Source organism: Streptomyces sp. cmx-18-6 (genome assembly GCF_046548915.1).
Classification (GTDB): domain Bacteria; phylum Actinomycetota; class Actinomycetes; order Streptomycetales; family Streptomycetaceae; genus Streptomyces.
Genome location: NZ_JAEBEP010000021.1, coordinates 44374 through 70494 on the forward strand (window position 1 = coordinate 44374; position 26121 = coordinate 70494).

Here is a 26121-nt window from a genome sequence, read left to right on the forward strand (position 1 = left end):
CTGTGGAAGATCTTGTTGCCGTGCACCCTCTTGTGCGCGTGCCTCCTGTGAGTCAGGAGCTGACCGGCTCCTGGGTCGGCCGGCTTGCCCAGGCCTACGGCTTGCCGGTGCAGGACCTGCTGCGAGGCGCTTTCAGTGGTCCCCGCCCCGTCAAGGTCACCGGAGCATTCCAGACCGCTCCAGAGGTGTTTCTCAACGAACCCGCCCGGGCGGCCCTTGGCCGCCTCACCCGCACACCACCAGCCCGGTTGCACGAGCTGCTTCCCTCCTTCGCGCCGACACATGAGCGGCTCACCGATGACATCGGCCCGCAGGCAGGCTGGTTCTCCCCTCGCAGGGCGTGGGTCACGGCCTGCTTGCCGTGCACCAGGCGCTCCTGGTCACCGCAGCAGCCGGTGCTGGTCTACCCGGGAGCGGCTGGTCACGTCTGTCGCAGGCACCGGCGCTGGCTGCTTGCCGACGCGCACACCTCGGTGTCCGCTCCGTTGCAGGCGCTGCCCGAGGTCCTGGCGGCTCACCGGCACCACACCTCTCTCCTGCGTGCCCGCCCACAAGCCGCCGAGGTCGTGGCGCTGGCGTCGGCGGTGGTGTGGTCGTGGCAGGTTCAGGGATGGCACGGGGACCCGATCTGGCGGCGGCGGGCGGTCGCTCTGGCCTCGTTCACCGGCTGCTCGGCCGCGAGTGCAGCGGCGCATGCGCTGGTGCCCTATCCGGAGACGATCGCTGTCGCCCGTGTGCTCGGTGACCGGCACTGGCACCAGCGTCTTCGCACGGCCGCGGCCACGGCCGGACAAGGATTCCGTGCCGCCCACAGCCTCCTCCTGGAGGAGTTCGGCCGCCGGACCGGCAGACCGTGGCTCGCGGACTGGATGATCGCCCGCAGCCGCACCTGCACCCGGCGTGGCAGCGCAGCGGAGCACAACCCTCTCCTGTGGTGGCTCGAACGGCTCCTCGCGTCCAGGGACGCTCCCGAGGAGGAGCTGTGGCGGATGCCTGCTTCGCTGGCCCGCCCCCACCAGTTCGGCGACCGGATCGCTCTGAGTGGCGGCTCCCCCCGTCCGCCCGGTCATCGACGACGCCAGGGCCGCTTTCCTGACCGGAGGCTGGGAACCCACGATCGTTACGGGCCCGGGTGAGGCGGCTTCGTGCCGTTGACACACACGCCAGGTCGGCATCTCCCCCCGGTCCTACTACCACGGCTACTCGGACATCAGCCGCCGGGCCGGCAGGCCGTGGCTCGCGGACTGGTTGATCGCCTACAGCCGCGCCAGACCGAGGACGGCCACACAAACCGATCCCGATCGGTGGCTGCACCGGCTCACCGCTGCGGGCCGCCTCGAAAGCAACGGCTTGTGGACGGTGCGCCGAGCGGCCGTACGGCCCACCGAGTACAGCGATCGCGTCGGCTTCCTCACCGACCGCTGCCCCCGCCGCGAGAAGGCGGCGGCAGCCTTCCGGACCGGTGGCCGGGAACCGGTGCCCTCGCCGCGGGCCGCGCCGTGCCCGTGACATCTGCCGGCCCAGTCCCAGCTCCCTCACCAGCCACTTTTGCCCCGGCCATATCTCGTCGGCGTCCACAGGCCGCCGCACACCCCCTCGCACACGAAGGAGAGACAGACCATGGCATCGATCAGTCCGGAGTACGCCAACCAGTTACTGGCGGAACTCACCGAGGGCTGCCCCGTCCCCGCGGCGCCCGCCTCACTGTCCCGCTACACCTTCCAGATGAGCAACCACGTCCTCATCGGAGACACCGCCGTGCGCGGCTACAAGTACAAAGGCCGGTGGCGGCTGGACGATCGGGACATCCGCGCGGCCGGCGACCGGCTCGCCTCGCTGCCTTTCGATCCCGATGACCTGGTCGACGCCCGTCTCTCGTCCGCCGAGCACAATCGGACGTGGCGCTCACAGATCCACCGCTGGTTCGACCACATCTCCTACCAGGAGCAGAGCGCGAACGGCTGCCGCTGCGAAGGACAGCAGCCGTGCAGCAGCATGCGGCCCAACCGCTACGGGCTGGGGTGCGGAGCGACCTTTGAGCAGGTCAAGGAGTGCTACGGCCGTTCACCCATCGCTTGTACCAGCCCGCTACCGATGCTGACGTGGTCCGGCGCCACCTGGATGGTCCCGCGCGCCTACGCTGCCCTCCTCGACCGCGCGGACCAGATCGCCGCCGAGTGCGTCGAACAGGCCACCCGATGCAGCCGCTGCAACGCCACCGGTGACGTCTGGACGTGGCGCACGTCCAGCAACAGCGGCTACACCACCCTGTGTCCCGCGTGCGCCGCCTCCGTCGCCCGCCCTTACAACGACCACCTGCGCGGTCGGCTGTATGCGTCGCTGCTGAAGCACTCGCAGCCGGAGGCGTTCTTGTGCCGGTTGTGCCCCAGCCCTCGGCAGGCCATGTACTGGGACCACTGCCACGCGCACGGATTCGTGCGCGGGCCTGTGTGTGCCAGCTGCAACACCTACGAAGGCGGCGGCTACAGGTTCATCCACCGGCCGGGTGCGGTCCGCCACCTCCTGCTGTGCGACGGCTGCCGCCGCGACAGGACCGTGCCGCCGCGCCACCAGCCCGACATCGTGCTGCAGACGTTCGTCCCCGACCCTCACGGCCCGTGTGCGACGCAGTCGCACACCGCGTGGGGTGCGGTTCAGGAAGACGGATCGATCCGTTTCCGCATGCGCTGCTGGCAACGCACATCTAGCCTCGAGTGGGAACAGGTCGTGCCGGCCGCACAGGTCAGGCAGCTGGTACGGGAGTTCGTCGACAAAGCCCTGGAGACCGATGCCAACGGCCCCGGCAAAGAATCCGCCTGAGGTCCCGCCGCCTCATCGCTCCTGTTTCTGAACTCTTTCCCTGAGTCCGCCCACGGACCGGGCGCCCGGCAGAGCGCAGCACAGACGCCGCCTTCTGCCGGGCATACAGGCCGGCCGTACAGGTCGTTCAGCAACTCGTACCGGAGACGGTCAAAGCCCCTCCCGCCTGCGCGCCCCTACAGTTGGACGCTCTCATGGCGTCGGTCGTGTCTGGATGGCATCGGCGCATCCGCCACTGTGGTCTGTTCAGCCGAGCCAGTCCAGAGGAATCAGGGCGGTACGCCTGCCGTCGGCGTCGGGGCGCCAGTTGCCGATCACGGCGTCCTGGAACCAGCCTTCGGGCAGGTTCGCGTGATCACAGACGATGATCTGGAAAGCTCCCTGGTTGAGCTGTACCACGTCGTTGAGGAGTTGGAAGTAGGCCGTCACGGTGGCCCAGTCGGCGTCCTGGATGGTGGAAGCGTCGCGGGGCTTTTCCGGGAAGAAGGCCTGGGTGGGCTGGTCGAGCATCAGGAAGCCTGGGACCGGTCGGTTGTTGCGTCGCAAGTAGGTGTGCAGCGCGAGGTGGGCGACCAAGTGATAGCCGATGTGGTTCTTGGCGCTGCCGATGCGGGTAAGGGGCAGGCGTCCTGAGGGTCGCCTGAGGACGACGTTGAGGAGCTTGAGGCTGATGGCTACTTCGGTGGCATCGGCTGCTCCTCCGAGGTTGAGTCGCTTGGCCCAGGCCGTCATACCGATGGCGATGTCGGCGAGACGGCGCTCCGTCTCGGCCGCGACGTCGTCCTCGTCGACGAGTTGTTCCAGTGTCGCTGCTTGGTCCTGGGCAAGGACGAGATTCTGGCGCAGCCGCGCAATGTCGCTGTCTGTGCCTGCGCGGGTGAGTGCTTCGGAGATCCGGCCCTGGATGTGGGCGACTCGTAGGTTCTGTTCCTGCAGGTTGCGCAGGCGCTCGTCACTTGCCAGGAGTTCTTTGAGCTGGGCGCCGTTGAGCCTGAGGCGCTCGGTGACGTCGTTGCGTCCGGTCTGCAGGGCTCGTCGGTGTTCCTCGCGGACGGGCTGGAGTGTCTGTGCCTTGGCGAGTTCGCTTGCGAGGTGGCCGGTCAGTTCGGTGATGTCGTGTGCGCTGGGGTCCGGGTGTTCCAGGGGCTGGGTGCACATGGGGCACACACTGGTGTCGTGCCGGCGCTCCGGGCCGAGAAGGTCGAGGGTTTTGAGGCGGTCGAGCTGGAGGTGGAGTTCGCCGGTGAAGGCTCGTCCCTGCTGCTGCCAGCGGTCGACCGCGGCCAGGGCGTCGTCGAATTCCTGCAGTTGTTCGCGCAGGGCGCGGCGTTCGTCGTTGAGTTCCTGGCGCCTGTCACGCAGTTCGAGTGGTGCGGCGGTTTCCGGGGCTGCGGCCAGAGCCTGGTGGAGTAGGTCGAGGACCTGGGTGGTGTCGGGTGCTGCGGGCACCTCGTGCAGGAGGCCTTCGGCTTCCGCCAGGCGCACGAGGGCGAGGCCGTTGGCATCCATGGCCTGCTGATGGCGCAGGGCGTCGTCGAGCTTGCGTTGTGCCGCGCGTTGGGCGCGCTGGGATTCGCCGAGTCGGTGGCGGCGCAGTGCCTGCTCGGGGCCGGCGGCGCCGAGAAAGTACGGCAGGGTGTCCTTGAGCGCCTGGGCCATGCCGGATTCGGTTTGTCGGTGGAACAGGGCTGTCTGGTCGGCGATCTCGTTCTGGCTCTGGAAGCAGAGCAGAGCTGCCTGGGCGATGGATACATCGAAGGCGTTGCGGGCGGCGCCGGTGGGGGGCTGGAAGTGGAAGTCCTCAATGCCGAGGCGGGCGCTGAGCTCGCTGCGCAGCGCTGCGACGTTGGAGTTGCTGACGAGTTCGTCGGGTCGTGGGATGTCCAGGCCGGCGCCGCCGGTGCGGGTGTACGCGTGCTGGGTGGAGGCTCCTGCCGGCCTGGGCCGGGCCAGGACCATGCGTGAGTTGTCGGCGAAGGTGACCAGGAGGGCGTACCAGCCGACGGTCTGGTCGATCAGGTCGTCAGGCAGGTTGGGTGCGCGGCGCCCGAGGCAGTAGTCGACGATGGTGAGGACCTCGGACTTGCCGGTCTCTGACTCGCCGGTGAGGATGTTGAGCGCCCCGGGGCGAAACCGCAGGATCCTTGGGGGCTTCCTGCCGTCTCGGTGGTAGAGGGCCAGGGCGAGCAGTTGCATGACGGTTCTGGAGCTCCTTGGTGAGGGCGGATCAGGGCCGGACGCCGAGGGTGGTGAAGGCGCGGGTGGGGTCGGTCACGGCGAGCCAGCGGCCGACCAGTGCGGCTGCGCGGGCACAGTCGGCGACCTCTTCGCCGGGGGCGGCGGAGGCTGGCTTGGGGGTGCGGGGGCATACGAGTCCGCCGGGGGTGACGTCTATGGCCTGGTGGCGCATGGCGGTACGCAGGCTGGTGCGGGTGTAGTCGGTCAGTGCTGCGGCGCGTTCGGCGAATGCGGCCTGCAGGCGCGGGTGTTCATGTGCCCAGGCTGTGAGCGTGACGGTGGACTTGCCGGGGAGAGAGTCGCGGGTGTCTGCGGGCAGCACGAGAGGAAGGATCAGGAACGCGCTGGGCCAGGGCAGTGGCCGGTCCGCCTTCTTCGTGGCGGTGTTGACGGCGCTGGCCAGGAGGTAGGCGCCGAAGGCGGGGTTGAACAGCGCTTGTACCTCCGACACGTTGCGGTGGGAGTCGGTCGTCACTGTTCCTGCGATTCGTCGGGGCTCTGACAGCGGTCTTGGTAGTCGGGGTGCCAGCCGAGTTGCCGGTCGGGCTCTGCCGTGTCGGCCTGGTCGGACAGGCCGTGGGCGCTTCCGGTGCCGATCCAGGGGGCGGTGACGCTGCCGGGTCGCAGTTGGGTGTCAGCAACCCGGTCCATGGTGGCGTCCAGGATTTCCTGACCGATGTCCTGGCGTTGCTCTTCACTCATGTCGTCCCGGATGCGGCGCGTACGGCGGCGGAAGGCTGTCTCCCACTCGTAGTGGAGTTCACCTTCGTATTCGTCGAGCCGTTCCGGGGTGATCTTGAAGGTGCGCAGCCATTCGGAGCGCTGTGCCCGTGCGTAGTGGTAGTCACGCAGGTGCATCGCCACTTCGTCGTCGGGCAGGCCGATCCACCGCATCTGGGTGACGACCAGGCGGTCGTTGTAGCCGGCGATCTCTGCCTGGGTGAGGTGGCGCAGTGTCTCGGTGATCGGCAGGTTCTTGCCGATGTAGCGGCCGGTGACTTCGTCCCGTCGGCACATGAGTTCCTGGGCGCTGACGGAGGCTCGCATGTGCTGGGGGTTCTTGCGTTCCAGCAGTTTGACCGCCATGCCGTACCACCACCCCTTGATCTCGTCGAGGGCTGCCTGCGCGTGGTCGCTCGGCGTGATCCCCAGTTCCTTGGCGAGACTAGAGTCCAGGTCTGACATCAGGGGGGCCGCGTCATTGACGGTGATGGCGCGGACGAGCTGCTGGCGCCGGGCCGGGGCGAGCTGCATGAACAGCTCACGGTCTTCGGCGGTGGTGACCGGCCCGTCCGCGTCGTCGGCGGTCTCCTCCATACGCTCCAGCGCCTTGGTCTCGTCCCGGTCCGGGCCGTCGCTGAGGTACTGGAAGAACGTGCCCGGCGGTGCGCTCTGGGTCGAGACCAGGCGCAGGATGGGCATGGCGGCATCTGCGGGGTCGGAGAGTTTCTTCAGGGCATCGATCCAGGACGCGACGGAACGCCAGAAGTCCTTGCCGGTCTCGCTCAGCGGGCCGGCCGCTTCACGGTGTTTGGCCTGCAACAGTTCGCGTGGGGTCTTGTCCGGGTCGAGGAACTCGATGTCGTCGAGAAGTTCCATGCGGACCTCGACGGTGGGGTCCTGCCAACTGCGACGGGCGAGCTCGAGCAGGGCCAGCTCGCACTGGTAGAGATATCCGGTCATCTGCCCTGCCGCCGAATGCGACCTTGCTCGCGCCACGTTCCCCACTACTGATCGTGCTTGCCTGAGCGGCGCAAGTCCCACCCCTGCGACCGGCCGCACCAGGAATACAGCTCAAAACTGCTCGGTCTGGTGCGATGCGCCGTGCCACTCCCCTGGGCCACAACGTAGCACCCGACCAGCCATCACCGTCAGCCCCAAGAGAATCGCCGTCAGTCATCTTGGGGGGCAGTTGGCATGGCGCTCGCCTCAGCGGTCGGCGGTGGAGGGCCAGGCCGTTGGGAGGGCATGTTCTTCGCCGCTTCCCGTCCAGCGGCCCGTGATGAGCCAAAGTTCGTAGTGCAGCAGCCACGCCGAGGTCCACGGCAGGATGGTTTGGGATAGGAACATGTGGTCGTTCCATTCGCCGGGCAGGTACAGGCACAGGTCGCCGCTGGCGTAGACGTGCGGAAGGCGTGTGGCGTCCGGGTGCAGTGCCAGTGGCGGATCGATGACGCTGACGCGGGGGTGTCCACAGTGGCGGTGGGTGATTCTGACCGTGTAGCGCCTGCTGACGGGGGTGGGCTGCAGTGTGAGGACGCAGACGAGTTTACCGCCGCGCAGTGTCACTTCGGCTGTGGGGACAGCGGCTTTGACGGCGGCCATCTGCCGGGCGAGGTTAAGCGCGCGCGTCGGTGTGCTGGCCATGGAAGGTCTGGGGGCGCCTGCGCGGGCCGGCGGCGGTGGTGGAGAGCAGTCCCGTGGTGCTCATCCGCTGCTGGGTGGCTGTGTTCCTCATGCGGTTCGCGTATCGGGTGAAGGAGCGCTGAAGAGGCACGGGGTCGAAGGACTTGACGAGTTGGGAGTAGACCGCGTCCAGGCCCTCGGAGTGCATCAGGGCCGGGTTGTCCATGGTGTCGGTGAGCTCTCGGAACCAGGTCATGAAGGCCTGGCGCCGCTGAGAGTATTCGTTCCACTTGTCGGTGAAGTTCTCCTTCTCGTGGGCGGGGTTGGCGACCCACCATTGGCCGTTGCGCTGTTCGATGAAGCCGGGGATGGCGGCTAGCACGTTGCGCAGGGCGGTGAACAGGTCGTCCTCGCCTCGGTAGGCGAGGCCAGCGAGGGTGGTGAGGAGGATGGACGGTGGGCGGTTGTCGGTGTCGTCGCCGAAGTAGGTCATGCAGTGCCATTTCATTACCTGCACGAGGCGTTGGAGAGTGCTGCGGATGTGCCAGACGGGCACGTCCGCGATGCTGGCACGCTTCTTGAGAAGGGCGTGCGACAGTTCGGAGCGGGCGCTGAACCAGTCCGCGTAGCCGATCGGGTTGCCGTGCTGCCACTTGTGCAGGTTCTTGTCCGTCAAGAGGATTCCGTGGGGCTGGTGTTCGTCGTCCGGGATGGCGGGAAGGACGTCGAGGTGGAATCCGATGTATCCCAGTGTCCAGCACCGGCGGCGGGGCTCCAGGCTGATGGGGCCGTCCTTGTGGCCCTGCTGCTGCTTCCAGGACCGGTACGCGATGAGCTGGTCGCCCACTTGCTGTTTGAGATCGTCCTGTGTGGTGCTGGTCTTGTGCTGGGGGATGCGGCAGACGAGATCGATGTCGTACTCGCCGGTGGGTGTCTGGGGGCGGACGACGGTACCGAGGAGGAAGGATCCCTGCGAGTAGATCTCGTAGTCCGGGCTCTCGTTCAGCCCGAGATAGGTGGCGACGTCTTTGTAGCGGCGAACAGCGCTGTCGTAGATATCCGGGGAGATGTCAAGGGTCTCCACGGCACCGTCGAGCAGCATGGACAGCATTTGTTCGAGGGAGTCGGTGTCGGTCTCCCCTGCCGGGTGCAGCGTGTTCACGTCATTCCTCCCGGGTGGGGTGGCAGGGTGTGTAGGCGGGGGCGCGGTGGTCGCAGAAGGTTCGGTGGACGGCTGGTGAGGCGTCGCGGCTAACATGGCCTGCCAGTCCGGAGAGGGTCTGGATGTCGACGTTGTCGAGCGCGACGGCTCCCGTGGGGACGGTCGGGTTGAGGCGCAGGACGTTGTCCTTGCCTACGAAGTGGCGCACCTGTTTGGCCGCGCTTTCGCTCTGGGCCCGCATGAGGATCTCGACGGCGTCGCTGGCCCAGGGCAGCAGGCCGCCGCGGTCGAGGCGGCGGTGGCGGCTTCGGACGTCGGTGGTGGTGCCGAGGCTGAAGACCTTGATGGCCTCGAGGGGGACGGACAGTGGTCCGACGGCCTCGGTGAGCGCGACCATGGTGGGGTTGTTCGCCCAGACGCCGCCGTCGACGAGGCGAGCTCCGTCCAGGGGCATGCCGGGCAGGTAGGTGGGTGCGGCAGAGGTGGCGAGCGCAACGTTGACGGCCTTTTCACGCCAGTCCCGTTTGAGGGTGGGCAGGTGTGGGGTCCGGAAAAGGTAGACGTCGTCGGCGGCGATGTTGTAGGAGGTGATCACCAGGCGTTTGGTGCTTTCTCCGAAGGTCCGCTCGCCGAAGACGTCGGTGAGCGCCGCCCGCAGTGGCTCCGTGCTGTACTTCGCGCGCAGAAGGTGGCGCAGGCCGCGCATCTTGGAGCGGTCGCGGAAGATCCTCGGGCCGTGCTCGGTGTAGAAGGTGAGGATCTCGCGGGGCGTGAGGCCCAGGCCCAGGCCGAGCGCGATGATGCCGCCGGTCGAGGTGCCGGCGATCAGATCGAAGTGGTCGGCGATGCAGATGTCGAGGTCTTCCTCGAGGCGGGCGAGGACCGCGGCGGAGAACATGCCGCGGAAGCCGCCGCCGTCCAGGGCCAGGATCTGGAAACGTTCGGTCAGTTGAACCGCCCCCGTCGTACTGTTCCTTGTAGGACCGGCCCGGCTGGGCCAGATCTTCGCCGTCGAGACTACGTCCTGTGATGATCAGCATGTCAGTTCATCGATGGCCTCGAAGTTGTAGGTAGTTGAAGGCCGTGTAGAGCCCTTTGTTGACGCTGGCGGAGAGGGTTCGTGCCGGAGTGTCGACGCTCCCTTTCGAGAACATCCCTTGTCGGCACCATCAGGAGATCTCCAAGGCCGTCGTGTACCGGTTGTCGGTACGGTCGTAGATGACCAAGGTGGGGTGGACGTTGGCATCGTGCACGCGACCGAGGGTCACCGCGGCCGATACGGGCACTGCGGCCAGCACATGCAGTCGTTGCATGTCCTTGTGGCGGGCCTCCAGCTCGGACAGCAGTTGCCGAAGAACGGAAGTGAACTCGTCGAGCGTGGAAGCCGAATTGATCACGTCAACGGAAGGTGTGATGCCCTGGGGGCGTATCGTCCAGCGCGGAAGACCGGCAAGTTGTTCGGGGAGCTCTGCCGCTTGGATCGATCCGGAGATGTTCAAGAGCAGCACTCCCTCTCGCACATCGGGGTGATGAGTAGGGGGCGCCTCGGTGACGAAACGCGTCAGCGCATCGCCGGGGTCGGGCCAGCACCATGATTCAGTACTGCGGTGCCGCTGGTAGATGGAGACGGTGAAGGTGTCATCCAGACGGGAGCCGAAGTAGACGAGCAGGGGCAGGCGTGCGAAGGCGAAGACGCTCACGTGGTGCACGGAATCTTCGCGCAGTGCTTCTTCAAGCTTGTGTTCGAGGACGCGGTCGATCTGCTGCTGGCACTGTTCCCAGTAGGTAGGGTCGGCCGTCTTCTCGTGGGGGAAACGGCGCAGGTCCACCTCGAAGCCATCCCCGTGGAGGCTTAGGGGGAACTCGGGAAATCGCTCTTCGGAGCGAATGACCGCATCCGCGGCAGTCGGCTTGGTGAGTTCGACTTCCTGGCCGCGGACTTGCCCGATGAGGCGGATCACCACGGTGCCGGCCTCGGGCCTAAGGGCGGTCAGCCGTCGGATCCATTCCTCTCGATCGTGTTTGATGCGTCGCAGCCGTTCGACCGTCATGACATCGAGCGATCCCTTGCGGTCGATTTCGTTGTGCTCGCCGCGGCACAGCAGCATGAGATTGTCGGCGAGGTCGCGTTCGTCCTTCGGCAGGGGGTCCATGCCTCGCGGTGACTTGGCAGTGGCCTCCTGTCCGACGATGTGGGCGAGTTCTCCCAGGGTGAAGTCCTGATAGGTCAGTCTTCCCTCGAGAAGGTAGGTCCCGCACAGTTCGCACCGTCCGCCGGCGCGGACCCACACCTTGAGCCGCTCGACTTCGGGGATGGCTTTGCGTGCCACGGGGCGGCTCCTTGGGGTTGCCTGATGCAGGCGTGTGTTGGTCGTCTGCTGTCGTTGGAGCCTGTGACTCGGCCAGGGGCGTGGCACCCCGCTTCAGCGGTCTAGGAGCTATGAGGGATGTAGCGATGATGAGGTCCGCTGTGAGCGTGTGGAAGGGCAATCAGGTGGGTTCCTGACGTTGATGCCGACATCTGCATGCCGAGAAACGTGGTGAGCGTGGCGGCGACGGCGGCGAGGTCGGCTGAGGATCCGTGGAAGGTGGGGACGGAGCAGCCGCGAGTTGGTACGAATTCGTCGCCGGGTTCTGTTTCTTGCCACAGAGAGTGGTACAACTCCAGTCCGTGGTCGTCGAGTACGGAGAGGCCGACCTGGGAGTCCAGGCTGTGGGGTCCTTGGAGGGTGTCCGGGGTGCAGGCGGTGAGAATGCCCAGGGTCCCGGTGCGCGTGTCTGTGGCGATCTGGGCGAGGGTGGCCTTGCGGTGGGGTGTCCGCGCGAGGGCGTCCAGGGCTTGCCCGATGGCCAGGCTGATGGTGGCGTCGATGACGAGGTCGGCCTGGTGCATGACCTGTTCGGCATCGTCGGGGAGGACGCCCTTGGCGATGTCGACGGTCAGGTTGTCGTCGATGTTGCGCAGGCGGTCGGCGAGCGCGGCGGCCTTGGTCTCGCCGATGTCGGTCTCAAGGAAATTCTGGCGGACGAGCAGTCCGCCGGTGATGACGCCGGGGTCGCACAGCGTGATGTGTGCGGTTCCGGTCCGTGCGATGAACTCGGCGGTCCAGGATCCGATACCCCCGCAACCCCAGATGTGGACGTGCTTGTCCTGGTAGTTGTTGACGGGGCGGCTTGCGTCTCGGCGGGTGGTGACGGCTGGGCGTTCGTCGGACACGCGGCACCATTCGATCGGGACGGTCGGTTTGACGGCGCTGGGCATGATCTTGCTCAGCGAACCGGGGTGGCGTCGTGCGAGGCCGCGTAGTTCGTCGGCGGCGGTTGCGGGGATCCGGCCCGCGATCAGATGGGGTTGCCCCCCTGCGGGGTGGGGAACGGCCAGGAGGAAGTACTGCGGTGTGCCGTCGGCGTTTCTGACCACGCTGGTCACCAGGGAGGTCAGGACGGCCGGTGCGAACGGGGCAGCGGCGCAGCCGGGCGATGCATCGATCTGCTGCAGGAGTTGGACGAGTGTGGTGCCGGCTCCCATCGGCAGAGGTGCCGGAACGGTGATGACTGGTAGACGTGCTGCGGGAGGCTCTCGGGGAACGAAGGTGAGGTCCAGGCGCTGAACGGTCCTGAGGATCAGGTATCCGGCCTGCACGTTCTTTGGGGGCACGGGTTCGCGCACGACGATGGTGGGGGCTGTCGCCGCCTGGTGCAGGACGCCGCCCACCGCGTGATAGAGAGCGGTCGAGGCGTCGAACCGGTTGCCGGCGGCGTCGCTGAGCCAGCCCCACAGGCGGTCGAGGCTGGAGCGGATGCCGGCGGACGGGTTCCACTCCCGGGCGGGGTCCAGGTACAGGCACAGCCGGTGGCCCTGCAGGACGTGGGGATGGCCGAGGAACCGCGTGTGGGTGACCTCTACCTGTGGGGACAGCAGCGCGTGGGGCGGAATGCGCAGGACGAACTGCTCGCGCGGCTGGAGCGGGAGCCCGCCTTCCCCCTGAACGGTTCCCCTCGTGTCGATCTCGATCGTGACCGCCGCAGCGCCGTCATCCATACGTTCGGGCGTTCCCACCACGCGCAGGATGTCCGGCTGCTCGGCGGCGATCGTGCGGAGATCCGCGAGCGCCTGCTTCTGCCACGACGTCAGGGCGCTAGGCCGCTTGGAGTTGCGCCTGCTCATCCAGCGCGCCCCGGCCGCCCCGTCGTCGTCACGGCGGCCACGGACGTGGTCGCAGCGGAGAACTTCGTGCTGTTCTGCTGGGCCTCCTTGAATCCGCTGCCGAACAGGTCCTGCCACAGCTCGATACTGGTCTCCTTGTCCGGCTCGTGGTAGGCGTCCTCGATCTCCTTGGCGTGCACGCGGATCCGCTCGCGGAAGTAGGTGTAGGTGACCGGGGTCCACCGGTGGTCGAAGGTGACCCCCGACCCGGAGGGGTCGGCGATCGACGGCTTGTTGGGGTTGGCCTGCAGGTAGGTGTTCAGGTCCTGGACGAGGTGGAGCAGGGTCGTCGGCACGTTGGCGTAGTAGCCGGGGTCCAGCAGCTTCTTCGTCTCGCTGACCTGGTTTCCGAGCAGGGTGGTCAGGATGATCGACCGGGTCCCGGTGAAGGAGTTCTTGTGGTCACGGAGGTACTTCATCAGCCGGATGATCTTGCGCAGGTTCCCCCCGGTGATGCCGTCCTGCCGGCGCATCCAGGTCGTGAAGCCCTCGGGGTCCGTCGCCTCCCAGCCGTTGTCGTCCCGGTTGACGATGACGCTGCGGCCGTCGCTGAGCTGCACGTAGGGAACGATGTCCACGTGCATCGAGTTCTTGTAGACCAGACGCACGCAACGGCACTTGCGCGAGTGCGGCATCTCGCCGTAGCGGCTGTGCCGGTGCAGCGCGGCGTAGACCTTGTCGATATAGGCCTTGGGGCTGTCGTGCCAGTCCGGGTTCTCCTCCATCAGGAGGAGGAAGTCGGCGTCGAACTCGTTGTCACCGACCGGGTCGATGATGGTCCTCTGCGCCCACGACCCCTGAGGGATCTTGCCGAGGACGAGGTGCCCGATTTCCTCGTCGCCCTTCAGGGCTCGGTAGACCTTGTCCACTCGCTCGTCGAGCAGCCCGAGTTTGAACTGGCTCAGGTTGACCGTGTCCGTGAGGAGCGTGTTGAAGCAGGCGGTGAGCTGCACTGGCACCATCCCGTACATCGTTTTCACTGACGTTCGTGAAACCGTAGCACGGTACGGCAGACGGCTGCGGCACGGCCGAACGGATGGCATGCTGGTGTGTCGTGTTACTTGAGCTGCCCGGCCGCCACCCCTTGCTGCGCGGCACACTGCGCCTGCAGGAAACCGCCCGGCCCGGATTGACCGTCGATGCCCGCCACCTGGAGTTCGCCAGCCCGCTGGATCTCGCTGCCGTGGCCGCGCTCACCCACACTCACGCGGCCAGCGGCACGGAGATCGCCCTGCTCCTGCCCGAACGCCCTGGCGTGGCCTCGTATCTGCAGCGCATGGACCTGTTGAAGCACTTGCCGGACGGATCTCGCATCGTGGGCTCCCTCTCCGAAGGCGAGCGCAACGATCACTCGGCCAGTCTGCTGGAAGTCACCCGTCTCACGGGAGCGGCCGTCCGTGACGTGAATCAACGGATCGGGTTCGTCGCAACCAATCACCTGGGAAAGCGCTTCGGAAGACAGGCGTTCACCGGGCTGGGTGAGCTCATCGACAACGCGGTGAGTCACGGAACCAGCAAGCTGGGCAGCTTTATTGCCGCGCAGGCCTACAGCGGCAGAACCACCGGCCGCAGGCGACTGGAGGTCTCGGTCTGTGACACCGGCGTCGGAGTACTCAATCATCTGCGCCGCAACCAGCAGCACTCGGACGTAACCGACAGCATCCACGCGCTGGAACGTGCGCTGAGTCCCCGTGCCAGCGGAACAGACGAGGACCGCGGCTACGGTCTTCCTGACGTTCTGGGCGGGGTCAGAGAGACGGCAATCACGAGCCTGATCCTGCGCAGCGGCGACGGCGCCGTGACGGCCAGCCACTACCGGGAGCACGCTTTTACCTCCTACCGGCGCATTCCCGAGCAGGTGGCGGGCACCTGGGCCTGGCTGAGAGTCTCGTTCCCCGGTTAACTGCACTGTGCTTCAATGCGTTCAATGAAGGCGAAAAAGCAAATGCTCACCTTCCCCGTCAGTAAACCGGGTACGTTCCTGTCCACCCGCGGCACGGGGGCGCACAAGCGTACTGAGCTGGAGGTTGCGCTCAAGTCGGCCGGTCCGTCCCCCGTGCTGGAAATCGACTTCACCGGCACTGAGGCCATGACCCACAGCTTCGTGGACGAGTTCCTCGGCAAGCTCTACGTGTCCCTGGCGGCTGGCGACGTGCAGGCTGCCGCTGTCCGGCTGATCGGGCTGAATGAGGAGACCCGTGAGTCCGTCGTCGTTTGCCTTGAGCGGCGCAAGCAGTTCGCCGTGCAGGGCGAGGATCACACGCTGCTGGGCGACACCTCTGTCATGCCGGACACCTACGCCCAAGCCCGCAGCCTGGGCACCTTCCGTGCCCAGGACCTGGCCGAAGCACTCGGTATTTCCGTCACCAACGCCAACAACCGGCTCAAACGCCTTGTCGACGCGGGAGCCTTGAACCGGGTCCGCGCACCCGGCCCGGAGCGGGGAGGCAAGGAGTTCGTGTACACCCTGCCGTAGGGGCTCATCCGGCCATGCGGGAAGGCAGCGTACCGGCTCGTTCGTCGCCACACGTGTGATCCGCCGGACGCAGACATCGGGGTTGCCGACGGGAAAAATGCCATGCACGGTCGCGGGAAGTCTCCCTACTGTCGGTGCCATGACGACAGTTGCGCGGCAGAGTCTCCAGGAAGGACTGGAGCGGGCTCTACGGCGGTTCCGCAGCATGACGCCACAAGACATCAAGAGGTTGTCCTGCCAGTTGGCCGGCACCACACGGGCAAGACGCTTCAATGCGCTCACCGAAGCCCTGGCACGCGGCCGGGTGCTCGATCACCTGCTGGAGACCGAGTTCCCTGATGCGGCCACTGCCGCGGAACCAGGTGACGAGGACAGGGCTCCGCAGCAGCCGCACGATCCACACTCCGGTACCAGGGGTAGAAGTGTGGCCTCGCAGGCCGCCCGCACCGCGCTGACAATCCTGGCGAGCAGTGACCGGTTCAGCATCGCCGAGGCCGTGGAACGGGCGGTCGGCCACGTGTACGGTCCACCGCTGCCTGAATGGGAGTACCTCTGCGTCAACCTCACCCTTGATGGCGCCCCGCCCGCCGACATCGGCGGGTGGCAACTCGCCTCGTTCGCCTACGCGACCGATCCGCAACTGCCGTTGACGGGAGCGCCCGGGGTCCCGGGGGATCTGCTGGCGCCGCGCGCTCTGCACGAAATGCACGGCTTCGGTCTGCTCCGCCGCCCCCTGGGGAGTGTCCCGGTTCCCGTGGACGACGACCGGCCACGGGAACTCGTGTGGCCCTTGCTCGCGCTCAATCTCGCCCTTGAGGTCCCTGTCGTGGCCGGCCCGCGCTACCTGGTGGAACCCGGGCGACGCGTCGTCCGCCCGCACCTGGGCTGGCCGCTTCCCTCGGAAGTGTCCCGCTGGGGCTACACCTTCGCACCGGGCCATCACCAACGGGCCTACATGATCAGTACCGGGCACGACGCGGACGTTGCCGCGTTCTGCCGTGCCTTCCTGACCCATACCGCTGGTCTCGATGCTCGCCGCCAAGGCCAACTGGCACGGGCCGCCGACCACTTCCTCGTCGTCAAGTGCCATGTACTCGGCGACGACGGCACAACCGCCGGGTCGCCCCTGCACCTAAGCGAAGCCGCGTTCCGGCTCACCGCGGCGATGGAGTCTCTGCTGGCCGGCGGGGACGGCGGACATTCCGAGGTGGGCCGCAAAGTCCAGCAGCGTGCCGCCATGCTGGTGGGGACGGACGACGATGACCGTCTACAGGTCCGCAACACGGTGGGGGCAGGCTACGCGGCACGCTCTGCCTATGCCCACGGAGCCAAGGACAAGGAATCGGACCTACATGCCCTGCGATCCGTGGTGCGACGCGTACTGACTCATTGGGTGGTCCAAGCCGCTTACTGCACACGCCTGTCGGGCCGTCACGGTGGCCGCGACGGGCTGGTCAACCTCCTCGACGACGCTCTGCTCTCCCGCCTCCTGCACCAGGAACACATCATCGGCCCGCGCGACACATTCCATGCCGACGGCGGCACCCCTCCACTGCTACCCGTCGCGCTCTGGGACCCCAGCCAGTTCAGGCTCGCCGGCCCCAGCCGCTCACCCCTCGACCTGGCCTGACCCGCTGACACAGCCAACAGCATTCCAGCCAAGAAGCGACCTATCCGGCCGCGGCAGGAGCACCGCACAGAACATCACGAATGTAAGCTTCGGCTGCGCTGGCGCCGTCGCGCTTCTGAGCGAATTGAGCCCCGGCTCAAGGACGCGGCCGGTCCTCTCCTGGCGGATCCGGTGAGGCGCAAGTCGGTGGCCCGGCGGCCCGGGAAGCGCGGCCCCGAGTGCGCAGTGGCCCTGGCCTCGATGAGGACAGCGACGTCGTTGAAGACCCCTTCGTCCTTCCCGATCAGGCCGAGCACATCACGGTCACCGAGGTAGAGCGGCAGCTTGTGCGCATGCTTCTCGCCGCACACCGCACGGAGGGTGCCGAGAGCGGCGGTCCATCGCCAGGATGCTGTCCGCCCAGTCCAGGAGTCCCCGGGTGGTCTGCCGCCCCCGGTGGGTGGCGAGGTCATGCCCGCTCGAACTGCGGTCTCCTTCCACGGAGCCGGACACGCTGTAGTCGGCTTCGCCGTCGGCACGGAAGCCGGCGGGGTCGACCGTCATGTGGGTGTCGCTCAAGCAGACCCCGATCCGCATAGCACGTCGAACCCATGTTCCACCGGCCAGAGCAGCGCCGCATCTAGAGCGGTGCCATGTAAGGCCGCGTCGACGGTCAGTGGCTGCGCCGCTGCGGTCCGGTGGGCTCCCCACGCTTGTACCAGCAAGGATGTCTTCCAACGCGAGGGCGCCTTGCCTGGTGTCAGTTCGAGGCACACCGTTCAGGGTTGTCCCCAAGAGACCACAATCTGAGGGGCCTTACATGCTCACTCCGGCTGATAGGGAGCGGATCGACCGCTTCGTGGCAAAGGTCCGTGACTCCGGCTCCGACGGCCAAAGGGTGCATACGGCCGTGCTCGCCGAACTGTCGGACATCCACCAGCGGGTCAATCCGAAGACCGGCAAGCCCTATGCCATGACCACGAACCGCAGCCTGATCACCAGCTACCGAAACGTGCTCAAATCCGAACTGGGCGCGGATGCGCCCGTCCTGGAAAAGTTCAAGCACTCAGCTGACCACGTGGTGGAGTACCGCCAGCACCAGCAAAAGCGGCGCGAGGAGCGGCACCGCAATCAGCGGCCGTTGAACGGACAGGAGCACATTGAGCGGGCTGTGGCGTTGCTGAGCTACAACGCGAAGGTCCGGTGGTCCAACGCCACGGCCATCGCTGGCGTCGTGGCTCTGACCGGCCGCCGCCCTTACGAGGTCGGCTGCGTGGGCGGTTTCGAACCTGACTCCGCTGACGTAGTGCGGGTCATGTTCAGAGGGCAGACCAAGACCCGTGAGACCGAGCGCGTCGACACCCCCTACTCCATCCCTGTGTTAGCAGAGCGGGACCTCGTCCTTGAGACTGTCGCTCGCATCCGCGAGAACGTCGATCCCGCCCTGGACAACACAACCTACTCCCAGCGCTTCGGCAAAGAGGTCGGCACAGTCTCCAAGCGCACCTTCACTGATACCGAGGGACAGCCAATTACTCCGCGAGAACTGCGCGAGGCGTACGCCGCCGTCGCCTACCGCAAGTTCGCCAGCCCGAACATCTCTGAGGTGCAGTTCTACAACGACATCCTCGGACACCAGGGCGACATGAGTGCCACCCTGTTCTACTTCGACTTCTACCTCATCGACAACATCGCATCGCAGTGAGTTCATAGCCTTCACCCGCGCGCCCTGAGGCAGCGGTGCGGCATGGTCCGGCGGCGAGAGCCGCCTGGTAGCCGGACGAGATGCGGCTGGTAATACACCGGCCGCGTCAGGACACCGCCGCTCCTGCGCTGCAAGGGGCCACGAGCCTGTCGTGAAACCCTTCTCCGAACCTGGGAATAGCAGATGATGCGTGTCGCAGGCATGGGTGCGCACCGCGCGGCGGTAGCTTCAACGCACCGGTCTGCGACGGACTGGACCGCGCGCCGGCGACATCCCGGATCCTCCCCTGGCGCCGATAGAGGGTGTAGGGCACCCACTTCGCGCCTTCTGATTCGTCTTGACACACATCATGTGGTGATCCAGCTGACCGGGCAGCTCCGAAGGACTCACCGTGCCCTCCTCACTGCGCCGTCGTACCGCCCACCTCCGTGCCGCCTATACGCGCGAGACACATGCCCTCGCGTCCGCCGGCATCGATCGGCACGATGCCCGTGCGTCCTCAGCCGGCAGCGGCCTCGGCCTCGGCCTCGATGCATGCACGACGTCGCAGCGTCGGCTGCGCGCCCTCCTCGCTCTGGGTCTGCTCAACCATGGCCCGACCAGTACGTGGCCGCGGAACGTCAGCCTGGCCGACGTCACTCGCTACACCCTCGTCGTATCTGCCCGCCACGACAATCTGGTGCTCACCACCCGAGCCCCCTACAACGTGGCCTGCTGGCTGGTCGGCCGTAACAGGCTCCCGCAGATCGGGCTACCGGGACTGCGGGTAGAGACCTCGTACGAGGAAGGATGGCGCCTGCGGCATCTGCCCACCGGCGCTGCCCTGACCGTGACCAGCGACCGGAATGGCCGCTTGCGGGGACCTGCGACAGCAGGCAGCAACTACGCCCAACTGTGGACCACCGGCGTTCCCCTCACCGCCGAGGAACACGCGGTCCTGAACGCGCTACCGCCTCTGCGTGCCGACACCGAAACTCTCCTCGCCGCGCTGACCGTGCGGTTGTGCGCTCACGCCCCGGACGAAAGCTGGGACGTCGGCACCTGGTTCAGCAGCCTCGCCGGCCGGCCCAGCCGCGCACACCACCACCAGCGTCGGCTGGCTGCCGCAGCAGACCAGTGCACCCTTCACTGGGACTCCGACCCCCATCCCGACGACCTCTTCGCCTCCCTCACTGACCCGGTGATCGGACTTGTCGGCGCCATCGGCGAAAAGGACTCCAGCGGATGGCGACTGCGATACAGGCACGCCTGCCTCACCGCCCACCCCGTCGCCTACGGGCACTGATGGACAAGGCCGCAGGTTCCGCCCCTAAAGGTCACCCGCTCCCCCGCGAGAGATTCACCTCCACCAGCTGTCTCGGCCGTCACCCTCGCTGCACACGGGCTCCACGACGATCGCAGGACCGCGCGGCCGGCGATCACCACGACCACGCGGTCCTGGGCGTAGCCCAGGGCGGTCAGATTCTGTCGGTCCGCTGTGTGACGGCCCTCGCCTCCCGGTTTGCGGGAGACTTGGCGTAGCGCGCCCTCCCTCGGTCGCTCGGTTGAAGCCAGCGAGCACGTCTGGCTGAGATCCCGGCCGGGTCGCGAGGATGTAGGGGGTGCAGCTTCGCGCTAATCACAAGGGGTGAGGTTTGAGGCGTTTTATATCGAAGTGGATTGTGCGCGGTCCGCTCCTTCTAGGTGCGCTGGCCCTCCTCGTATGGACAGTCCTGGGTAAGGGCTGGGGCGAGGCGGACCCGGTCGCCAGCGTCGTGGGGGTCGTGATCCTTCTGATCTCGATGATGTGGCCCAAGCTCAGCCCAGCGGCAGCGGCGACTTTGCCTGCCGCGCCTGGCCCGATGGTCGTCCCGGACGGGTGGGTGGACCGGGCGGAGGCCGGCCAGGTGGTCGACGCCGTCCTTGCACGCACCCGCCAGCGCTGGCGCGGGGGTGACACGGTGGCCATCACTGCCGGTCTACATGGGGCAGGCGGTTTCGGCAAGACGACGCTTGCCCGGTTTGCCGTCGGCCAGCCGAAGGTCCGCAAGAGATTCCCCGGCGGGATCTGGTTCATCACGATCGGCCGTGATGTGAGAGGCAGGGCCTCGGTCGCGGCCAAGGTCGCCACGGAGATGGTACGCATCACAGGGGTCGAGTCCACGGCTGGCGACGATCCGGAGCAGGTCGGCGTTCAACTGGGCAAGCTTCTTGCCTCGATGCCGCGAACTCTGCTGGTGATCGACGACGTGTGGGAGGAGGAACAGTTGCGACCGTTCCTCATCGGCGCAGAGCGGCGGTGCGTGCGCCTAATCACCACTCGTAGTCCCAAAGTACTTCCCGCTTACGCTGCACGGATCACTGTCGACCGTATGACCTACGGGCAGGCGTGCCTGGTCCTGACCAGGGGGTTGCCGCAACGGCCGGCGCAAGCGATGGTCGACGCCCTTGTCGAGGCGACTGGGCGATGGGTGCTCTTGCTGCGGATCGTCAACCGTGTCATGAGGGAGCAGCTGTCGACTGGGACGGATGCTAACGCTGTCGGTGAGCGTCTGCTGGAGCGGCTTCGTGTGCGCGGACCGGCGGCGGGCGATCCTCAGACGATTATTGATCTCGACGACACGGACGAGCGGAACAGGGCTGTGCGAGCCAGTCTCGCAGCAGCCACCGAGCTCCTTCCTCCCAATGGGGAGCAGCGGTTCACTGAACTGGGAGTCTTCGCTGAGGACGAGGCCGTCCCCATTGCCCTAGTGGCCCGCCTGTGGGAGGGAGCCGCTGGTCTTGACGAGACCATCACGCGCAGCCTTTGCAGGCACATGGCAGATCTGTCCCTGCTCAGTCTCGACTCGACCGTCCCTGGCGGGACCGTGGTCCTGCACGACGTGATCCGCGACCATCTCCGGGCCGAACTGTCAGCTCACCTGCCCGTGGTGAACGCCGCGTTCCTCGACACCGTCACAGCTGCCGCCGAAGGCGGGCCCGAGTGGTGGACCACGCCTCACGAATACCTGCGGGACTTTCTCATCGCGCACTTGGTGGACGCGGAGCGCGCCACGGATGCGGCTGCCGTGGCCACGGACTTCCGCTGGATACGCATGCGTCTGCACCAGCACGGCCCCACGGCTCCTCTTCGAGACCTCTCCCTGGTCCCTCATGTCGAGGCAGCCGCTCTAGCGGCCCATCTGGAGCGTGCCGCGCACCTTCTCACCCCCACCGAACCGGCCCAGGCCCTTGATGCCGTGCTCCGCAGCCGTGTTCCGGGAGGCGCGGCGTGGCGGGCAGCCGCCGACACGGTCTTGTCTGGGCCGACGCTGGTAGACCGGTGGACCCCGCCCGACCTGCCTAGCTCTGCGCTCCTGCGGACCCTTACACATCAGGCGCCGGTGGGCGAGATGGTCCTCAGTCCCGACGGGGCCCGCCTCGCCACCATTGAGATCAGCGGCCGAGTCCGGGTCTGGGACGCCTCAAGCGGGGTGCAGATATGGGACCTGCCAGGTTCCAGCCGAATGGAGGAAGTGACTTTCAGTAACGGCGGGGGACATCTATTCACCATCGATCGAGACGGCATCGTCTACGGGTGGGATCTCGCCACCGGATCGGAGCTGCATCGGTTCTTCGCAGGCGGCGGGCGTGCCGTAGCCTTCAGTGCCGATGGTTCGCGCCTCTTCACCGTGCTGGGGGACGGCACGGTCGCAACCTGGGACACGTCCACCGGGTCCAAGATCAATGCGTTTCAGGCTCACAGGCTTAACTCGGTGCGGCTTTTGGTGAGCCAGGACGGCACGACGCTGGTCCTCTCCGAACGTGGGAGCTTGCGCTGTCACGTCAGCGACGCCGGAACGGGCAGCGGCTTGCAGTCTTTGCAGGGCCGCCCTGTGGCCGTGACAGCGGACGGTACTTACGTTGCCACAACGCGCGGACGAGGTGTTGAGGTCTGGAGTACGTCGACCGGCATGCGACTGTACGTACTTCGCGGTTGTCCCAGCATTACCGTGGCGGCATTCAATGCCGAGGGCACGAGTCTTGCTGTTGGAAACCGTGAGGGGGTCGTGGAGGTCTGGGACCTCAGGACGAAGACACAGGTCCACCGCTTCCATCATGGATCGCTGTGCTCCTCGCTGCGCTTCAGCCCGGACAGTTCGAGACTCACAAGCGGCAGTATGGATAAGACAGTCCGAATCTGGGACCTCGCCCCCACCTCTCCGCAGCAACAGGGTGTTCCTGTCACTGCCGCAGCGGTCTCCGCTGATGGATCTCTCGTCGCCACCGTGAGCCGTGAAGGAGTCTCCGTTTGGGATGCTGCGAGCGGAGCACAGATCCAGCACTTCACGAGAGGCGGCGGAGCCACTGGGCAGGAACTTCGATTCTTCAATCGCGCCCCAGGGCCCCATGGCGACCTGCTCTCGGCGGCCTTCACGGCAACCGGTGTCTGCTTCGCCGCAGCCACCGATCCGCAGACGGCCGGCGTGTGGGACGCCAGTGGGAATCTACTTGCACAATTTCCTTCCAACGGAAGACTGCAGGAGCTGGAACTCAGCCCAACTGGAGATCTTCTCGCCACCGTTGGCCATCGGGATACCGTCAGCATCTGGGAGACCGCCAGCGGCACGCTGACGCATGAGCTGCCTCATCATGGAGCTCACAGACTCGTGTTCAGCTCAGATGGATCCCGCCTCGCCACATACGATCGCAGCGATGGAACCCGCGTTTGGGACACTGCATCTGGCGTGCAGGTCGCACATCTGGCGCGCCGCTCAGCGCGCGCGTTGGCGTTCAGCCCGGACAACAGCCAGTTGGCCCTCACTGACCGTGCTGTCGACTTTCAGGTCGTGGACATTGCGACAGAGGCAGTCACGCACCGATTCCGCGGCATCAGGGTCAGAGCAGCGGCCTTCAGCCCCGACAGCAAGTACTTCGCCACCACGGCCAGCGACACCATTTCCGTATGGGACTCCACGACAGCCGAGCACCTCACCAGCATGCGGGCCGACAGTGACCTCGAATCCGTGGTCTGGCATCCCGACAGCCGAGTCCTGTTCGTCGGCGGCCGTGGCGTACTCGGCTACGACTTCAAGGCATAGCCCAGGGCCACGCGCGGGAGACGACCGCAGTACTCCCGCGCGGGCACGGCGAACGCTGGGCCGGAACTTGTGCGACGGCCCTGCAGAGTCGACGGCCGCTGGTCACGTCGCCCCGACGTCCGCCTTCGCAACCCACTCCAAGCAACGCATCGATTCCATGGAGTACCGCGAGCACCAGGCGCAGCCCGAGCCCGAGCACGGAGACCAGGACGACGTGCTGAAGCAGCGGATCGAGGCCGCGTACCAGGGCAACAGCACGCCCACCGCCCCGTCGCCTGCCGCCGCATCCTCGTCGGCCGGCGGGCAGGAGGAGGACCCGCGGGTCACCCACGGGGTCCTGCTGTTGAAGGCGGCCGGGGTGGCCTCCGTGGACCTCATCGCGCACCGCGACACCTGGGAGTGGCTCACCGCCCTGGCCGTCGACCACGAGCACTTCCGCACCCCGCCCTCGGTCGAGGACGTCAAGGAAGGACGTGTTCAGACCGTCCTGTCCGGCCGCTCCCTCATCGGCCTGCTCATCAAGCTGTGGGACACCCGCCACACCACCACCCCGCTGGAGGCGGACTGGGCACTGGCCACGACCGCCTACAACCGGATCGCCGCCGAGCTCACCGGCGTCGACGGCGAGGGCCAGACGATCCGCATCGTCCTGGACGACGGGCTCCCCCACGAGAGCGGCGACTGACACCGGCTCGCGCCACGGCCGGCCGCTGTCCGTACCGGCTGGGAAGGCCATCGGCTCGCCGCGGCACAGCAGGAGGCCCTCACCGTGATCGGTGAGGGCCTCCTGCTGTTCAGAGCGCGGGGACGAAACCCCAGCCGGGGTCCGGCTCCTGACGGTGTGCGGGGAACGCTGCTGTAGGTGTCGTGGGCCGGAGCGTACGCCCGGCGAACCACCGCGAGAAGAGCCGGGACCCCGGCTCGGAGACCCGATCGGGTACGGCTGAGCCGGGCGCCTTATCCCTGCAGACTCTGCTGGATCGTCCAGAAGAGGAGTCCGACGAGGCCGGTCCCGGTGGCGTAGGCGGCGCCGCGCAGGGCGCTGGAGAGCAGGGCGTGGCGTCGGCGGGCGAGCCAGGTGCGTACGGGCGGTTTCTCCGGGGAGCCGTCCGGGGGTCCGGGTCGGCGGTTAGTGTCTGTTTGAGATCTTGGATTCTCGCTGCCGTGAGGCTGTCAGCTGTCACCGTGTGAGATATCCGGTGCACCGTTCCGGGGAACCATGGGGCTGCTTAAGATGTTGATCTGTACCCCGTCCCTGCGTGAGAGGTCAGTGTGGAGCAGGACCTGGAATCCGCAGTCGTTCTGGTCACAGGCGTTATGGCTGCGGGAAAGTCCACTGTGGCTGACTTGCTCGCACAGCGGTTGCCTCGTGCGGCGCATGTACGCGGCGACGTCTTTCGGCGGATGGTGATTTCTGGCCGCGAGGAGCTTCTGCCGGAGGAAACTGCCGAGGCCAGGGCCCAGTTGGACCTGCGACACCGGCTCTCCGCTTTGGTGGCGGACGAGTATGCGGGACACGGTTGGACCGCCGTCGTCCAGGACATCGTTCTGGGGGACGACCTGCGCCCGTACATCGCCAGGGTGCGCACGCGTCCGTTGTACGTGGTGGTGCTGGCTCCCTCACCAGCGACGGTGCGAAGGAGAGACGCTGAACGGCTGAAGACGGGGTATGGAGTCTGGACGGTTGACGCGTTCGATCAGTCCTTGCGCGCGGAGACTCCGAAGGTGGGTCTTTGGCTGGACACTTCGGAGCAGACACCAGATGAAACGGTCTCCGCGATCCTCGATAACCTCCCTGCCGCTCGTGTTGACTGATCAGACGCCGCCCGGTGAGAGGACTCGCGAGTCCGTCTGATGTGGCGGTGGCCGGGGTGACGGTCAGGGCTTCTTCGACCACTCGGCATGAGGCCCTTTGCGGGTAATTCTGCGGGTCATCAGTGTGATGAGTGCCCAGGTCAGATGGGCTTCTGAATGCTGTGGGAGGCGTTCGTCGTCTCGGACGTTGCGCCGCGACTTCATGATCCAGCCGAATGTCCGTTCGACCTTCCGGCGGCGGGGCAGGACGACGAATCCCTTCAACAGAACACCGCCGAACGACGACGCTCCACCCCCACCGTCCACCCGCGGCCGCAGACCGGACACAGCACCTGGTCTCCACGCTGCATCGCCTGCACCCGTCGACGAGCCCGCTCCAACGTCCGCCAGCGCCGTGACCTGCACCTACCCGAGCAGAACACCGCAGCCGGCGACCTCGCCGACGTCAACAACACCCCGCACTCCTGGCAGTACCTACGAAGCACGCCATCCGATGCCATAGGACTCAGCATCCAGATCGCCAGCCTGCTCAGCCAGAGATCTCAAACACTCACTCAGCTTGTTCTTTAACCTCTGCCTGTGGTTGGCCCCTTGGCTGACCACGGGTTTTCGTGTTCGCAGGACAGCTGGACGACGTCCGCGTGATCATGTGATTCGGCCGTAAGGCACGATGACAACCTGAG

Annotated in this window: 20 protein-coding genes; 11 read left to right on the plus strand and 9 right to left on the minus strand. The window is 66.7% G+C overall.

Annotated features, from left to right (window positions below; all coding sequences use genetic code 11):
- The first annotated feature begins 47 nt into the window (after window positions 1-47).
- A complete protein-coding gene (locus tag ACLJPL_RS32420; RefSeq protein WP_411084543.1) occupies window positions 48-1136 on the plus strand; it encodes a TniQ family protein in 1089 nt (362 codons plus the stop codon).
- Window positions 1137-1620: 484 nt separating this feature from the next.
- Entirely contained in the window at window positions 1621-2820 is a 1200-nt protein-coding gene (locus ACLJPL_RS32425; RefSeq protein ID WP_411084527.1) for an endonuclease domain-containing protein, read from the plus strand.
- A gap of 246 nt (window positions 2821-3066) precedes the next feature.
- On the opposite strand, the gene ACLJPL_RS32430 is transcribed toward ACLJPL_RS32425, so the two are convergent.
- The 9 genes from ACLJPL_RS32430 to ACLJPL_RS32470 all read right to left on the minus strand — a co-directional run bounded on the left by ACLJPL_RS32430 (window position 3067) and on the right by ACLJPL_RS32470 (window position 13735).
- Window positions 3067-5016 (minus strand): DUF3732 domain-containing protein, encoded by a 1950-nt coding sequence (locus ACLJPL_RS32430; RefSeq protein WP_411084528.1) that lies wholly within the window; start codon window positions 5014-5016, stop codon window positions 3067-3069.
- Window positions 5017-5047: 31 nt separating this feature from the next.
- Window positions 5048-5509, minus strand: a complete 462-nt coding sequence (locus tag ACLJPL_RS32435) for a three component ABC system middle component (protein WP_411084529.1) — start codon at window positions 5507-5509, stop codon at window positions 5048-5050.
- Between the two features lie 20 nt (window positions 5510-5529).
- Window positions 5530-6741 carry an ABC-three component system protein gene (locus ACLJPL_RS32440; RefSeq protein ID WP_411084530.1) on the minus strand — a complete coding sequence of 404 codons (1212 nt, stop codon included), beginning with the start codon at window positions 6739-6741 and terminating at the stop codon, window positions 5530-5532.
- A 246-nt stretch (window positions 6742-6987) separates the two neighbouring features.
- Window positions 6988-7425: a hypothetical protein gene (locus ACLJPL_RS32445; protein WP_411084531.1), complete on the minus strand. Its 438-nt coding sequence runs from the start codon at window positions 7423-7425 to the stop codon at window positions 6988-6990.
- Entirely contained in the window at window positions 7397-8566 is a 1170-nt protein-coding gene (locus tag ACLJPL_RS32450; RefSeq protein WP_411084532.1) for a cyclic GMP-AMP synthase DncV-like nucleotidyltransferase, read from the minus strand. The genes ACLJPL_RS32445 and ACLJPL_RS32450 overlap by 29 nt, the downstream gene beginning before the upstream one ends.
- A gap of 1 nt (window position 8567) precedes the next feature.
- On the minus strand, window positions 8568-9569 hold the full coding sequence (locus ACLJPL_RS32455; protein ID WP_411084544.1) for a CBASS cGAMP-activated phospholipase: 1002 nt from the start codon (window positions 9567-9569) through the stop codon (window positions 8568-8570).
- 166 nt (window positions 9570-9735) lie between these two features.
- Entirely contained in the window at window positions 9736-10896 is a 1161-nt protein-coding gene (locus ACLJPL_RS32460; protein ID WP_411084533.1) for an SAVED domain-containing protein, read from the minus strand.
- Between the two features lie 101 nt (window positions 10897-10997).
- On the minus strand, window positions 10998-12734 hold the full coding sequence (locus tag ACLJPL_RS32465) for a ThiF family adenylyltransferase (RefSeq protein WP_411084534.1): 1737 nt from the start codon (window positions 12732-12734) through the stop codon (window positions 10998-11000).
- A complete protein-coding gene (locus ACLJPL_RS32470) occupies window positions 12731-13735 on the minus strand; it encodes an SMODS domain-containing nucleotidyltransferase (RefSeq protein ID WP_411084535.1) in 1005 nt (334 codons plus the stop codon). Before ACLJPL_RS32470 ends, ACLJPL_RS32465 begins: the two co-directional genes overlap by 4 nt.
- 92 nt (window positions 13736-13827) lie before the next feature.
- Between ACLJPL_RS32470 and ACLJPL_RS32475 the strand changes: the two genes are divergently transcribed.
- The 9 genes from ACLJPL_RS32475 to ACLJPL_RS32515 all read left to right on the plus strand — a co-directional run bounded on the left by ACLJPL_RS32475 (window position 13828) and on the right by ACLJPL_RS32515 (window position 26008).
- The gene (locus ACLJPL_RS32475) at window positions 13828-14676 is read left to right on the plus strand and encodes a hypothetical protein (RefSeq protein WP_411084536.1); all 849 of its coding nucleotides are present in this window, start codon (window positions 13828-13830) and stop codon (window positions 14674-14676) included.
- Between the two features lie 24 nt (window positions 14677-14700).
- Window positions 14701-15249, plus strand: a complete 549-nt coding sequence (locus ACLJPL_RS32480; protein ID WP_411084537.1) for a winged helix-turn-helix transcriptional regulator — start codon at window positions 14701-14703, stop codon at window positions 15247-15249.
- A gap of 139 nt (window positions 15250-15388) precedes the next feature.
- Window positions 15389-16879 (plus strand): hypothetical protein, encoded by a 1491-nt coding sequence (locus tag ACLJPL_RS32485; protein WP_411084538.1) that lies wholly within the window; start codon window positions 15389-15391, stop codon window positions 16877-16879.
- 799 nt (window positions 16880-17678) lie between these two features.
- Window positions 17679-18563, plus strand: coding sequence for a protelomerase family protein (locus ACLJPL_RS32490; protein ID WP_401143542.1), 885 nt, complete (start codon window positions 17679-17681; stop codon window positions 18561-18563).
- Between the two features lie 391 nt (window positions 18564-18954).
- Window positions 18955-19848, plus strand: coding sequence for a hypothetical protein (locus tag ACLJPL_RS32495; protein WP_411084539.1), 894 nt, complete (start codon window positions 18955-18957; stop codon window positions 19846-19848).
- Window positions 19849-20326: 478 nt separating this feature from the next.
- On the plus strand, window positions 20327-23623 hold the full coding sequence (locus tag ACLJPL_RS32500) for an NB-ARC domain-containing protein (protein ID WP_411084540.1): 3297 nt from the start codon (window positions 20327-20329) through the stop codon (window positions 23621-23623).
- Between the two features lie 157 nt (window positions 23624-23780).
- Complete coding sequence (locus ACLJPL_RS32505; RefSeq protein WP_411084541.1) at window positions 23781-24308, plus strand: hypothetical protein; 528 nt, start codon at window positions 23781-23783, stop codon at window positions 24306-24308.
- A gap of 632 nt (window positions 24309-24940) precedes the next feature.
- Complete coding sequence (locus ACLJPL_RS32510; RefSeq protein ID WP_411084545.1) at window positions 24941-25438, plus strand: AAA family ATPase; 498 nt, start codon at window positions 24941-24943, stop codon at window positions 25436-25438.
- 156 nt (window positions 25439-25594) lie between these two features.
- Window positions 25595-26008, plus strand: coding sequence for a hypothetical protein (locus ACLJPL_RS32515; RefSeq protein WP_411084542.1), 414 nt, complete (start codon window positions 25595-25597; stop codon window positions 26006-26008).
- The last annotated feature ends 113 nt before the right edge of the window (window positions 26009-26121 follow it).

Bases quoted from the DNA above. Each gene is read 5' to 3' on its own strand.
- ACLJPL_RS32425 (WP_411084527.1), top strand. From the start codon at position 1,621: ATGGCATCGATCAGTCCGGAGTACGCCAACCAGTTACTGGCGGAACTC.
- ACLJPL_RS32430 (WP_411084528.1), bottom strand. From the start codon at position 5,016: ATGCAACTGCTCGCCCTGGCCCTCTACCACCGAGACGGCAGGAAGCCC.
- ACLJPL_RS32440 (WP_411084530.1), bottom strand. From the start codon at position 6,741: ATGACCGGATATCTCTACCAGTGCGAGCTGGCCCTGCTCGAGCTCGCC.
- ACLJPL_RS32445 (WP_411084531.1), bottom strand. From the start codon at position 7,425: ATGGCCAGCACACCGACGCGCGCGCTTAACCTCGCCCGGCAGATGGCC.
- ACLJPL_RS32465 (WP_411084534.1), bottom strand. From the start codon at position 12,734: ATGAGCAGGCGCAACTCCAAGCGGCCTAGCGCCCTGACGTCGTGGCAG.
- ACLJPL_RS32470 (WP_411084535.1), bottom strand. From the start codon at position 13,735: ATGGTGCCAGTGCAGCTCACCGCCTGCTTCAACACGCTCCTCACGGAC.
- ACLJPL_RS32480 (WP_411084537.1), top strand. From the start codon at position 14,701: ATGAAGGCGAAAAAGCAAATGCTCACCTTCCCCGTCAGTAAACCGGGT.
- ACLJPL_RS32485 (WP_411084538.1), top strand. From the start codon at position 15,389: ATGACGACAGTTGCGCGGCAGAGTCTCCAGGAAGGACTGGAGCGGGCT.
- ACLJPL_RS32490 (WP_401143542.1), top strand. From the start codon at position 17,679: ATGCTCACTCCGGCTGATAGGGAGCGGATCGACCGCTTCGTGGCAAAG.
- ACLJPL_RS32505 (WP_411084541.1), top strand. From the start codon at position 23,781: ATGGAGTACCGCGAGCACCAGGCGCAGCCCGAGCCCGAGCACGGAGAC.
- ACLJPL_RS32510 (WP_411084545.1), top strand. From the start codon at position 24,941: ATGGCTGCGGGAAAGTCCACTGTGGCTGACTTGCTCGCACAGCGGTTG.
- ACLJPL_RS32515 (WP_411084542.1), top strand. From the start codon at position 25,595: ATGCTGTGGGAGGCGTTCGTCGTCTCGGACGTTGCGCCGCGACTTCAT.